The organism is Acidovorax sp. FHTAMBA (assembly GCF_038958875.1).
Lineage (GTDB): Bacteria > Pseudomonadota > Gammaproteobacteria > Burkholderiales > Burkholderiaceae_C > Acidovorax.
Genome location: NZ_CP152407.1, coordinates 1,933,142 through 1,946,546 on the forward strand (window position 1 = coordinate 1,933,142; position 13,405 = coordinate 1,946,546).

A 13,405-nucleotide genomic window follows, 5' to 3' on the forward strand; every position below is an offset into this window, starting at 1 on the left:
CATGACGCAAATCCAACCCAAAGAGGGGTTCAACCTCTCCAAGTGGGCGCTCGACCATCCCGCCCTCACGCGCTACCTGATGGTGGTGCTCATGCTGCTGGGCTTTGCCGCTTACTTCCAGCTGGGGCAGGACGAGGACCCGCCGTTCACCTTCCGCGCCATGGTGGTGCGCACGTATTGGCCCGGCGCCACGGCGCAGCAGGTGGCCGAGCAGGTCACCGACAAGATCGAGCGCACGCTTCAAGAGGTGCCCTACGCCGACAAGATCCGCAGTTATTCGAAGCCCGGCGAGTCGCAGATCATTTTCCAGATCAAGGATTCGTCCAAGGCGAGCGAGGTGGCCAACGTCTGGTACAGCGTGCGCAAGAAGGTGGGCGACATGCGCTACACCTTGCCGCAGGGCATCCAGGGCCCGTTCTTTAATGACGACTTTGGCGATGTGTATGGCGTGATCTACGCGCTGGAGTCCGAAGGCTTCAGCTATGCCGAACTCAAGCAATTTGCCGACGACGCACGCCAGCAACTGCTGCGCGTGCCCGATGTCGCCAAGGTTGAGCTGTTTGGCGTGCAGGACGAAAAACTCTTCATCGAGATCTCGCAAAAGCGCCTGTCGCAATTGGGCCTGGACATGAACCAGGTGCTGGCCCAGCTGGGCCAGCAGAACGCTGTGGAAAGCGCGGGCGCCATCCAGACGCCGCAAGACCAGGTGCAGGTGCGGGTGCAGGGTCAGTTCAACGCCATTGAAGACCTGCGTGCCATGCCCATCCGGGGCCCGTCGGGCGCACAAATGCGCCTGGGTGATATCGCCGAGGTCAAGCGCGGCTATGTGGACCCGGCCACCGTGAAGGTGCGCCACCAGGGGCAGGAAGTGATTGCGCTGGGCGTCTCCATGGCCAAGGGCGGCGACATCATTGCGCTGGGCAAGGCGCTGCATGCTGCCACCGACCGCATTGGCGGCACGCTCCCAGCGGGGGTGAAGCTCGTCAACGTGCAAGACCAGCCCAAGGCGGTGTCCACCTCGGTGAACGAGTTCGTGAAGGTGCTGATCGAGGCCGTGGTCATCGTGCTGGCGGTGAGCTTCATTGCGCTGGGGCTGCACAAGCGCCCCGGCAATCAACCGCTGTGGAAGCGCTGGTACATCGACCCGCGCCCGGGACTGGTGGTGGGCATCACCATCCCGCTGGTGCTGGCGGTCACCTTTCTGGCCATGTGGTACTGGGGCATTGGCCTGCACAAGATCTCGCTGGGCTCGCTGATCATTGCGCTCGGTCTGCTGGTGGACGACGCGATCATTGCGGTCGAGATGATGGTGCTCAAGCTCGAAGAGGGCTACGACAAGGTGCGCGCCGCTACCTTTGCCTATGAGATCACCGCGATGCCCATGCTGACGGGCACGTTGATCACCGCTGCGGGCTTCTTGCCCATCGGCCTGGCGAAATCCACCACGGGCGAATACACGTTTGCGATCTTTGCCGTGACGGTGATCGCGCTGGTGCTCAGCTGGATCGTGTCGGTGTACTTTGTGCCGTACCTGGGCACGCTGCTGCTCAAGGTGCCGCCCCATGTGCTGGCGGCCCAGGCCAACAAGGGCATCACCGACGACCCGCACGAAGTGTTTGACAGCCCGTTTTACCGCACTTTCCGCCGCCTGGTGGACTGGTGCGTGCAGCACCGCTGGCTGACCATCGGCGCCACGGTGCTGACCTTTGCGCTCGGCATTGTGGGCATGGGCAAGGTGCAGCAGCAGTTCTTCCCCGATTCGAGCCGGCCAGAAATTCTGGTGGACATCTGGTTCCCGGAAGGCACTTCGTTTGCAGGCAATGAAGAGGTCACCAAGCGGGTGGAGCAGCGCTTGCTGTCCGAGCCGGGCGTGAACACGGTGAGCACCTGGGTGGGCTCTGGCGTGCCGCGGTTCTATTTGCCGCTGGACCAGGTGTTCCCGCAGAGCAACGTGTCGCAGTTCATTGTGGTGCCCAAAGATCTGACGGTGCGCGAATCGCTGCGTGTGAAGCTGCCCGCGCTGCTGGCCGAGGAGTTCCCGGAAGTGCGTGGCCGCGTCAAGCTTCTGCCCAACGGCCCGCCCGTGCCATACCCCGTGCAGTTCCGCGTGGTGGGCCCCGACCCGCTGGTGCTGCGCGAGCGTGCGGACGAGGTGAAGGCACAACTGCGCCAGAACCCCGACATGCGTGGCGTGAACGACAACTGGAACGAGTCCGTGAAGGTGCTGCGCCTGGAGGTCGACCAGGCCAAGGCGCGTGCCCTGGGCGTGACCAGCCAGTCGATTGCGCAAGCCTCCAAGACAATTCTGTCGGGCACGCAGGTGGGGCAATACCGCGAGGGCGATAAGCTCATCGACATCGTGCTGCGCCAGCCGCTGGACGAGCGCAACGCCATCACCGACATTGCCAATGCCTACCTGCCCACGGCCTCGGGCAAGTCGATTCCGCTCACGCAGATTGCCAAGCCCGTGTTCACCTGGGAGCCTGGCGTGATGTGGCGCGAAAACCGCGACTACGCCATCACCGTGCAGGGCGACGTGACCGAGGGCCTGCAGGGCGCCACCGTGACGGCCGCGCTGCTGCCGTCTCTCAAGGCGATGGAAGCCAAGTGGCGCTCGGCAGGGCAGACGGGTTACCGCATCGAGGTGGCGGGTGCCGTGGAGGAAAGCTCCAAGGGCTCGGCCTCGATCGCGGCGGGCATCCCCATCATGCTGTTCATCACGTTCACGCTGCTCATGCTGCAACTGCACAGCTTCAGCCGCGCGATGCTGGTGTTCCTGACCGGGCCCCTGGGGCTGGCGGGTGTGGCGGCGGCGCTGCTGGTGCTGAACCGGCCTTTTGGCTTCGTGGCGCTGCTCGGTGTGATTGCGCTCATGGGCATGATCCAGCGCAACTCCGTGATCCTGATTGACCAGATCGAGCAGGACCGCGCCCGGGGCGTGCCTGCGTGGGACGCGATTGTCGAGTCGGCCGTGCGCCGCCTGCGCCCCATTGTGCTGACGGCGGCCGCCGCCGTGCTGGCGATGATCCCGCTGTCACGCAGCGTGTTCTGGGGCCCCATGGCCGTGGCCATCATGGGCGGGCTGATCGTTGCCACCGTGCTGACCCTGCTGGCGCTGCCCGCGATGTACGCGGCGTGGTTCCGCGTCAAACGCCCGGAGCCCGAACTTCTGGGGGGCGTTTGACAGGCGGCATGTCCGCATCAGGTAAAATAGAAGGTTGACCGATTTCACACAGGCGGCAGCTGAGGTTGCCGCCTGTTTGTTTGTAGAACCGCGCGGGTGGCGAAATTGGTAGACGCACCAGGTTTAGGTCCTGACGCCAGCAATGGTGTGGGGGTTCGAGTCCCCCCCCGCGCACCACCCATGTGAGACTTTGCGGAACACGGCGCTGCTGCGCTGCAGCCAGCACGATCCACATTCATAAGAGGAATAGCCATGGCCGTTACTGTTGAAACCCTTGAGAAGCTCGAGCGCAAGATCACTCTGAGCGTGCCCGTCACCCTGATCCAGTCCGAAGTGGACACGCGCCTGAAGCGCCTGGCCCGCACGGTCAAGATGGACGGCTTCCGTCCTGGCAAGGTGCCCATGAATGTGGTGGCCCAGCGTTACGGCTATTCGGTGCAGTACGAAGTGCTGAACGACAAGGTCGGCGAAGCTTTTGCCGTGGCTGCCAACGAAGCCAACCTGCGCGTTGCCGGCCAGCCCCGCATCACGGAAAAGGAAGGGGCCCCTGAAGGTCAGGTCACTTTTGACGCCATTTTCGAAGTGTTTCCAGAGGTCAAGATCGCTGACCTGTCCGGCGCAGAAATCGAAAAGTTGTCGGCGGAAGTTACCGACGCCGCCATCGACAAGACCATCGACATCCTTCGCAAGCAGCGCCGCAGCTTCGCCCAGCGCGCCCAGGGCGCTGCCGCCGAAGATGGCGATCGCGTGACGGTGGACTTCGCAGGCAAGATCGACGGTGAGCCCTTTGAAGGCGGCAAGGCAGAAGACTTCCAGTTCCTGGTGGGCGAAGGCCAGATGCTCAAGGAATTCGAAGATGCCGTGCGGGGCATGAAGGCGGGCGAAAGCAAGACCTTCCCGCTGGCTTTCCCGGCCGAATACCATGGCAAGGACGTCGCCGGCAAGACTGCCGACTTCCTCGTGACGATCAAGAAGATCGAAGCCGCCCACCTGCCCGAAGTGAACGACGCGCTGGCCAAGTCCCTCGGCATTGCCGACGGCTCGGTAGAAGGCCTGCGCGCCGACATCAAGAAGAACCTGGAGCGCGAAGTCAAGTTCCGCCTGCTGGCCCGCAACAAGGCTGCCGTGATGGATGCCCTGGTCGCCAAGGCCGAGCTGGATCTGCCCAACGCCAGTGTTCAGGCTGAAATCGCACGCCTGCTGGAAGGCGCTCGCGCCGAACTCAAGCAGCGCGGCATCAAGGACGCCGACAAGGCGGAGATCCCTGAAGACGTGTTCCGCCCCCAGGCCGAGCGCCGTGTGCGTCTGGGCCTCGTGGTGGCCGAGCTGGTGCGTGCCAATGAGCTGCAGGCCAAGCCTGAGCAGCTCAAGGCCCACATCGACGAGCTGGCCGCCAGCTACGAAAAGCCCGAAGACGTGGTGCGCTGGTACTTTGGCGACCGCCAACGTCTGGCCGAAGTTGAAGCGGTCGTGATCGAAAACAATGTGACGGAATTTGTGCTGTCCAAGGCCAAGGTGGTCGAGAAGGCCATTTCCTTCGACGATCTGATGGCGCAGCAGGGCTGACAGGCCCTCGCCGTGCGGCTTGCCTTTGGGCAAGCCTCCGGTTTGGCTGTCACGACACGCAAGGGGCTTGTGCTTTCGTGCACAAGCCCCAATTCATTTCTGGGTACAGTACCTGCTTGTCTGGAGAAATACATGAGCGCATTGGAAACACAAGGCTTGGGCATGGTCCCCATGGTCATCGAGCAGTCTGGCCGTGGCGAACGGTCCTATGACATCTACTCGCGCCTGCTCAAGGAGCGGGTGATTTTTCTGGTCGGCCCGGTCAACGACCAGACGGCCAACCTGGTGGTGGCACAACTGCTGTTCCTGGAGAGCGAGAACCCCGACAAGGACATCTCGTTCTATATCAATTCCCCGGGGGGCTCGGTGAGCGCCGGCATGGCGATTTTCGACACCATGAATTTCATCAAGCCTGATGTCTCGACCCTGTGCACGGGCATGGCGGCCAGCATGGGCGCCTTCCTGCTCGCGGCCGGTGCCAAGGGCAAGCGTTTTGCGCTGCCCAACTCCAAGGTCATGATCCACCAGCCCCTGGGCGGAATGCAGGGCCAGGCGACCGAAATCGAGATCCACGCGCGCGAAATCCTCAAGACGCGCGAGCAGCTCAACAAGATCCTCGCCGAGCGTACGGGCCAGCCACTCGAAAAGATCCAGCGTGACACCGAGCGTGACTATTTCCTGTCGGCTGAGGAATCGAAGGAATACGGCCTCGTTGACCAGGTGATCAGCAAGCGCGCCTGACCGCCGCAGGCGGCAAGAACGGCGTTTTCCCGCGCGGAAGACGCCGTTTTTTATTTGGTTATCATCCCGACAACTTTCCGAAACAAGCAAGGCATTGCCCCCATGGCCGAGAAAAAAGGCTCTTCCAGCGAAAAAACCCTGTACTGCTCTTTCTGCGGCAAAAGCCAGCATGAAGTGAAGAAGCTGATCGCTGGCCCGTCGGTCTTTATCTGCGACGAGTGCATTGACCTGTGCAACGAGATCATCCGCGACGAACTTCCGGCTGGTGATCTGGCACGGGAAGGTCGCAGCGACCTGCCGACGCCGGCAGAAATCAAGACCAACCTGGATAACTATGTGATTGGCCAGGATGTCGCCAAGCGCACGCTGGCGGTGGCGGTGTACAACCACTACAAACGTTTGCGCCACAAGGACAAAGCCCACAAGGATGATGTGGAGCTGTCCAAAAGCAATATCTTGCTGATCGGCCCGACGGGCTCCGGCAAGACGTTGCTGGCCCAGACGTTGGCGCGCATGCTGGACGTGCCGTTCGTGATGGCTGATGCCACCACACTGACCGAAGCGGGCTATGTGGGCGAGGACGTGGAAAACATCGTTCAGAAGTTGCTGCAAAGCTGCAACTACGAAGTCGAGCGCGCCCAGCGTGGCATCGTCTACATCGACGAAATCGACAAGATTTCGCGCAAGTCTGACAACCCCAGCATCACGCGCGACGTGTCGGGCGAGGGCGTGCAGCAGGCGCTGCTCAAACTCATCGAAGGCACCATGGCCAGCGTGCCGCCACAAGGCGGTCGCAAGCACCCGAACCAGGATTTCCTGCAGATCGACACGACCAACATCCTGTTCATCTGCGGCGGCGCGTTTGCAGGGCTGGAAAAGGTCATCGAGAACCGTACCGAGGCCTCGGGTATCGGCTTTGGCGCATCGGTCAAAAGCAAGAAGCAACGTTCGTTGACCGAGGTTTTCACTGAAATCGAGCCCGAAGATTTGATCAAGTTCGGCCTGATTCCTGAACTGGTGGGGCGGATGCCTGTAGTGACAGCGCTGGCAGAGCTGAGTGAAGATGCGCTCGTTCAGATTCTGACCGAGCCCAAGAATGCACTCGTCAAGCAGTACAGCAAACTCCTGGCAATGGAAGGTGTGGACCTTGAAATCCGTCCTGCAGCCTTGAAAGCCATTGCTCGCAAGGCCTTGGCCCGCAAGACAGGTGCTCGCGGCCTGCGTTCCATTCTCGAGCAGTCGCTGATCGGCACGATGTTTGATCTGCCCAATACCAGCAACGTTGAGAAGGTGGTGGTGGACGAGTCAACCATCGAAGAAAACAAGCCGCCGCTGCTCGTGTACCGCGAAGCGGCCAAGAAGGCCTGAGAAGACCGGAGCGGGCGCCATGTTGTCGCCCTTTGAACCATCAACCCTTGCGCCAGTACGGCTGCGTGCAAGGGTTGAAAATCCCCACATGTGGACCCACTTCCACAGAGCACTTTGAGGATTTCCATGTCCGGACATACCCCCCTGCCAGCCACCCCTATTGATCTGCCGCTGTTGCCATTGCGCGATGTGGTGGTGTTCCCCCACATGGTGATCCCCCTTTTCGTGGGTCGCCCCAAGAGCATCAAGGCCCTGGAGATGGCCATGGAGGCCGACCGACGCATCATGCTCGTGGCGCAAAAAACCGCCGCCAAGGATGAGCCCTCGGTGGCCGACATGTTCGATGTGGGCTGCGTCTCCACCATCTTGCAGATGCTCAAGCTCCCCGATGGCACCGTGAAGGTACTGGTGGAAGGGCAACAGCGTTCCCAAGTGTCCTCCATTGAGGATGCTGATACCCATTTCATGGCCACGGTGGTGCCTGTCGAGGCGACGCCCCAAGGCAGCAAGCCCAGCGAAATCGAGGCCCTGCGGCGCGCGGTGATGCAGCAGTTTGACCAGTACGTCAAGCTCAACAAGAAAATACCGCCGGAAATCCTGACTTCCATCTCCAGCATTGACGACCCGGGTCGTCTGGCGGACACCATTGCTGCACACCTGCCCCTCAAGCTTGAGAACAAACAGGTGGTGCTGGATCTGTCGGATGTGAAGGCGCGTCTCGAAAACCTGTTTGAGCAGCTCGATCGCGAGGTGGACATCCTCAACGTAGACAAGAAGATCCGTGGCCGCGTCAAGCGCCAGATGGAGAAGAACCAGCGCGACTTCTATCTGAACGAGCAGGTCAAGGCCATCCAGAAGGAACTGGGTGAGGGCGACGAAGGTGCAGACATCGAGGAGATCGAGAAAAAGATCAAGCTCGCCAAGATGCCTGCCGAGGCGCGCAAGAAGGCTGATGCAGAACTCAAGAAGCTCAAGTTGATGTCGCCCATGTCGGCCGAGGCCACCGTGGTGCGCAACTACATTGACGTGCTCACCGCACTCCCTTGGAGCAAGAAGACAAAGATCAAGCACGATCTGGTGAATGCCGAGGGCGTGCTTAACGAAGACCATTTCGGCCTCGACAAGGTCAAGGATCGCATCCTTGAATACCTTGCAGTACAGCAGCGCGTGGACAAGGTCAAGGCGCCTATCCTCTGCCTGGTGGGGCCACCGGGCGTGGGTAAGACCTCGTTGGGGCAATCCATTGCCAAGGCCACGGGCCGCAAGTACGTGCGCATGGCCCTGGGTGGCATGCGCGACGAAGCTGAAATCCGTGGGCACCGCCGCACGTACATCGGCGCGCTGCCTGGCAAGGTGCTGCAGAGCCTGTCGAAGGTGGGTACGCGCAATCCGCTGTTTCTGCTGGACGAAATCGACAAGCTGGGCACGGACTTCCGGGGCGACCCGTCCAGCGCGCTGCTGGAGGTGCTGGACCCCGAGCAGAACCATACGTTTGGGGACCATTACGTCGAGGTGGACTTCGACCTGAGCGATGTGATGTTCGTCGCTACGTCGAACTCCATGAATATCCCCCCGGCGCTGCTGGACCGGATGGAAGTGATCCGTTTGTCGGGCTATACCGAGGACGAGAAGACCAGCATTGCCATGAAGTACCTGCTGCCCAAGCAGCTCAAGAACAATGGCGTGAAGGATGAGGAACTGCTCATCACAGAGCCCGCCGTGCGCGACATGGTGCGCTACTACACGCGGGAAGCAGGCGTGCGATCGCTTGAGCGTGAGTTGTCCAAGATCTGCCGCAAGGTGGTCAAGGGCCTGCAACTCAAGAAGCTCGTGCCCCAGGTGGTCGTCACCGCTGACAACCTGCCCGACTTCCTGGGTGTGCGCAAGTACACGTATGGGCGGGCCGAGGCACAGAATCAGATCGGCCAGGTGGTCGGTCTGGCCTGGACGGAAGTGGGCGGGGATCTGCTCACCATCGAAGCTGCCGCCATGCCCGGTAAGGGCGTCATCACGCGCACCGGTTCGCTGGGAGATGTGATGAAGGAATCGGTGGAAGCTGCCCGCACGGTGGTGCGCAGCCGCTCGCGCATTCTGGGAATCAAGGATGAGGCGTTCGAGAAGCGCGACATCCATATCCACGTGCCAGATGGTGCGACGCCCAAGGACGGCCCGAGCGCAGGGGCTGCAATGACAACGGCCTTTGTTTCCGCCCTGACCGGCATTCCTGTACGCGCAGATGTTGCGATGACGGGCGAGATCACGTTGCGCGGCGAAGTTACCGCCATTGGTGGCCTCAAGGAAAAGCTGCTGGCGGCTTTGCGTGGCGGCATCAAGACGGTGCTGATCCCCGAAGAAAACGTCAAGGATCTCGCAGAGATCCCGGATAACGTGAAGAGTGGTCTCGAGATCGTGCCTGTGCGCTGGATCGACAAGGTTCTTGAAGTCGCGCTGGAAAGCAAGCCTGTGCCCCTCACCGATGAAGAAGTGGCTGCGTCTGCTGCTGCGGTGGCGGTGTCGACGGACAAGGCAGCCGGCTCATCCGCCGCTGCCGATGGATTGAAACATTGACGTTTTTTTTTGAGAAGCTCCAAAAAATGCGCTACAATTCAGTCCATCGTAGCAAACGTTGTACAATGTGAGGCTTCGGTAAAATGCGGGAATAGCTCAGTTGGTAGAGCGCAACCTTGCCAAGGTTGAGGTCGAGAGTTCGAGACTCTTTTCCCGCTCCAATTTGCGATCTATGGAGTTCTACAGAATTCCATAAGTCATTGAAAACAGGGGCTTTTCGCCCCTTTTTTCATCCAGTGAGGTCCACTGGAATCCGTCTTCAGCCACAGGTTTTTAGTACATTTTCTAGTACAGAAATCCGGTGGCTTGGCAGATCGATTTCTTCCAAGTGCCAGCCTTACCGGGATCGTACAAAGCTCCTCAACTCAAACGAGACCGAGGATGTATGTGCGATGGCTCTCACCGATACCGTGGTCCGTCAAGCCAAGGCTGACCGCAAAGACTATGCACTCCATGACAACGATGGCTTGAGCCTCTACGTGACTGCACGTGGTGGAAAGAGTTGGCACTTCCGGTTTTCTTGGGCGGGCAAGCAGCCCCGCATCTCGCTGGGTACCTACCCTGAGATTAGCCTGCGGGAGGCGCGCGAGCGACGCGACGAGTGTCGTGCTCTCGTGGCCAAGGACATTGATCCACGCATGCACCGTCGCACCCAGCGGGCTGCGGCGATCTGTGCTGCAGAGAACACCTTCGAGGTGATGTTTCAGTCGTGGCGTGCTTTCAAGGCGATGAGCCTGAAGACTGGACGCCAAAGCACGCTCTCCCAGATCGATCGCATCTTCGGCAAGGATGTCCTGCCCACACTGCGCAACCTGTCGATCTTCGAGATCAAGCGCCAGGATCTGCTGGAGATCCTGCGCAAAATCGAGCGGCGCAGGGCTCTTACCACGGCCGAGAAGTGCAGAACCTGGTTCAATCAGCTTTTCCGCTTCGCGATGGTCGAGGTGAACTTGCCGGAGAACCCGGCCGCCGACCTGGACATCGTGGCGATGCCGCAGCCTCCGGTCAAACACAACCCGTTCCTGCGCATGCACGAGTTGCCGGCTTTCCTGCGCAAGCTGCGTGCCTACCGCGGCGAAACCAAGACGCAACTGGGGGTGTGGCTGTTATTGCTCACGGGAGTACGAACCGGTGAACTGAGGCTGGCGATGCGAGACCAGTTTGACCTTGAGCGAGGCCTCTGGATCATCCCTGCCGAGGTTGTGAAGCAGCTTCAGCAGCCGCTGCGCACGGAAGACAGGGACATCCCGCCGTACATCGTTCCCCTGCCGCGTCAGGCCATCGAAATCTTCCAGCACCTGTTGGACGACATGGCGCCGGCACAGCGTTATCTGCTTGCACATCGCAGTGACCTCAAGAAGCGCATCAGCGAGAACACCCTCAACGCTGCTCTGAAGCGCATGGGGTACAAGGACCAACTGACTGGGCACGGCATCCGGGGCACCATCTCCACGGCGCTGAACGAACTCGGCTACAACGGGAAATGGGTGGATGCCCAACTCTCGCATACCGATCCCAATCAAATCAGTTCGGCCTACAACCACGCGGAGTACGTTGAGCAGCGCCGGGGGATGATGCAGGACTGGGCCGATCGGCTGGATGCTTGGGCGAACCAGCCGCCGGATGCGGACCTCATGAACGCTTCCAGCACCCAGGTCGCCGGCTCGCACACGATTTCGCCAGCCAACCCTGCACAGGACCATGCCGCAGTTGCCGACAACACGATGGAGAATGCCAATCCGGATGGGCCACTGCCGCCGCCACCGAGCCCGATGACCATCATCGCGCGTCGCGACCAGCGCCCGCAACCGGTGATGACCGATTTCCAGCGTGCCCATGCCGAGATGCTGGCGACCTTCGAAGCGCCGCAAAACCTCTCAGTCCCTGTGTTCGCCAAGCTGGCTGGAAAATCCCGCGACCAGATCAATCGGGAAATCAAGGCCAAGCGGCTATTGTCCATCAGCCTGGGCAACCGTGGTCAGCGCATCCCGGAGTGGCAACTCAATCCGCTGTGCCAGCGCTTCGTGCACAAGGTGATGGAGCGGGCACAGCGGATTGATTCATGGGTGCTCTATCGGACCTTGTCCGAGCCGCGGGACGATCTGGAGGGACTTGCGCCTGTGGTCGCCGTTGCTGCGGGCAAGCTCGCCGCCGCGGAGGAAATGGTATTCGCGCAGTTGGGTCTGGATTGATTGGGTGAACCGATCGTGCAAGACGTTCTTCTACTGGCTCTTGCGAAGCAGATAGGTCGTCAGTGTTGATTTCCACGCAGAAGTGACCCACTGACCCCCAGGAGGGGGTGCGGACGAAAACTTGGACTACTAGAAGGTAGTTCATGTATTCCTACGAAGACCGAATCCGAGCCGTTGAGCTCTACATCAAGCTCGGCAAACGCACCAGCCCGACCATCCGTCAGCTGGGTTACCCAACCAAGAATGCATTGAAGGGGTGGTACCGCGAGTATCAGCAGCGGCTCGACCTGCCGCTGGGATATGCCCGTCGGGAGCCGAAGTTCTCGCAGGGCCAGAAGGCAGCGGCCATCGAGCACTACCTCACACATGATCGATGCATCGCTGCCACCATGAGGGCGCTGGGCTATCCAGGGCGTGGAACGCTAACCAAGTGGGTCCGCGAGGCATTCCCTGAAGCCAGGATGGCCCTTGTCGGCAGTGTGGGCCAGCGAAGATATCCCGAGAGCTTGAAGCACGCGGGAGTGATGGAGCTTTGCACCCGGCAGGAAAGTGCACAGGCTGTTGCCGACAGGCTCGGCGTGTGCCGGCCAACGTTGTACAACTGGAAGAACCAGCTTCTGGGGCGTGAGACACCCGCATCAATGAAACACACCAATCAATCTCCGCAGGCGCGAGAGCGTGAAGAGCTCGAGCGCCAGGTTGAGATACTGCGCCTCGAAGTCAGGCAACTGCGCCTTGAGCAGGACCTCTTGAACAAGGCCAATGAACTGTTAAAAAAAGGCCTGGGCGTCGATCTACAGCTCCTGTCCAACCGGGAGAAGACACTGCTGATTGACGCCCTCAAGGAGCACTATGACTTGCCTGAGCTCCTTGGACAGTTGGGTCTTGCACGTAGCTCGTACTTCTACCATCGGGCCCGCACAGCGGTCGGCGACAAGTACCTTGGGGTGCGCCAATCCCTCACCGAGATCTTCGAGTCAAACCACCGCTGCTACGGCTACCGCAGGCTGCAGGCCTCGCTGACCAAGCAGGACGTCACCATCTCCGAGAAGGTGGTGCAGCGGCTGATGAAACAAGAAGGCCTGGTCGTTGCAAAGCCAAAGCGGCGCCGTTACGCGTCGTACCTCGGCGAGATCAGCCCCGCACCCGAGAACATCATCAACCGTGACTTCCAGGCTGCAGCCCCCAACGAGAAATGGCTGACCGACATCACAGAGTTCCAGATCCCTGCGGGCAAGGTGTACCTGTCACCGATCATCGATTGCTTCGACGGGATGGTGGTGAGCTGGACCATTGGCACGAGCCCGGACGCTGAACTGGTCAACACCATGCTGGATGCTGCTATCGAGACAGTGGCAGAAACCACCGCTAGGCCGGTAGTTCATTCCGATCGCGGAGGGCACTACCGCTGGCCTGGCTGGCTATCGAGAATGAGCGATGCCAAACTCACCCGCTCCATGTCACGTAAGGCGTGCTCGCCTGACAACGCGGCGTGTGAGGGCTTCTTCGGCCGGCTGAAGAATGAGCTGTTCTATCCTCGGGACTGGAAGGGCACGACCATCGAGCGGTTCATTGAGGTGGTCGACGACTACATCCGCTGGTACAACGAGAAGCGGATCAAGATCTCTCTTGGCTCCCTCAGTCCTATCGAATACCGGGTGAGCCTTGGACTTGCGGCATAAAACCAGTCCAAGTTTTTATCCGCACCCCCGGTGGGTCAGGTTTGCATGGAAATCAACAGCATCCTGAACTCGCCGCGAAATGACGCTCGGTACCGCTTCGCATT

Annotated in this window: 7 protein-coding genes and 2 tRNA genes; all 9 read left to right on the top strand. The window is 60.5% G+C overall.

The window, feature by feature from the left end; all coding sequences use genetic code 11:
• Position 1: 1 nt before the first annotated feature.
• The 9 genes from AAFF19_RS09040 (at position 2) to AAFF19_RS09080 (ending at position 13,301) form a co-directional block, all read left to right on the top strand.
• The gene (locus AAFF19_RS09040) at positions 2-3,184 is read left to right on the top strand and encodes an efflux RND transporter permease subunit (RefSeq protein WP_342721715.1); all 3,183 of its coding nucleotides are present in this window, start codon (positions 2-4) and stop codon (positions 3,182-3,184) included.
• Between the two features lie 90 nt (positions 3,185-3,274).
• A tRNA-Leu gene (locus tag AAFF19_RS09045) sits at positions 3,275-3,361 on the top strand.
• A 75-nt stretch (positions 3,362-3,436) separates the two neighbouring features.
• Positions 3,437-4,750, top strand: a complete 1,314-nt coding sequence (gene tig / locus AAFF19_RS09050; RefSeq protein WP_182118989.1) for a trigger factor — start codon at positions 3,437-3,439, stop codon at positions 4,748-4,750.
• 132 nt (positions 4,751-4,882) lie between these two features.
• Entirely contained in the window at positions 4,883-5,491 is a 609-nt protein-coding gene (gene clpP / locus AAFF19_RS09055; RefSeq protein ID WP_034695109.1) for an ATP-dependent Clp endopeptidase proteolytic subunit ClpP, read from the top strand.
• Between the two features lie 102 nt (positions 5,492-5,593).
• On the top strand, positions 5,594-6,859 hold the full coding sequence (clpX, locus tag AAFF19_RS09060; protein WP_008906212.1) for an ATP-dependent Clp protease ATP-binding subunit ClpX: 1,266 nt from the start codon (positions 5,594-5,596) through the stop codon (positions 6,857-6,859).
• 126 nt (positions 6,860-6,985) lie between these two features.
• The gene (gene lon, locus AAFF19_RS09065; RefSeq protein ID WP_034695106.1) at positions 6,986-9,427 is read left to right on the top strand and encodes an endopeptidase La; all 2,442 of its coding nucleotides are present in this window, start codon (positions 6,986-6,988) and stop codon (positions 9,425-9,427) included.
• 85 nt (positions 9,428-9,512) lie between these two features.
• Positions 9,513-9,588: transfer RNA gene (locus AAFF19_RS09070), tRNA-Gly, on the top strand.
• Positions 9,589-9,819: 231 nt separating this feature from the next.
• A complete protein-coding gene (locus AAFF19_RS09075; protein ID WP_051952837.1) occupies positions 9,820-11,619 on the top strand; it encodes an integrase arm-type DNA-binding domain-containing protein in 1,800 nt (599 codons plus the stop codon).
• 143 nt (positions 11,620-11,762) lie between these two features.
• Positions 11,763-13,301, top strand: coding sequence for an IS3 family transposase (locus AAFF19_RS09080; RefSeq protein WP_342721716.1), 1,539 nt, complete (start codon positions 11,763-11,765; stop codon positions 13,299-13,301).
• Positions 13,302-13,405 lie beyond the last annotated feature (104 nt).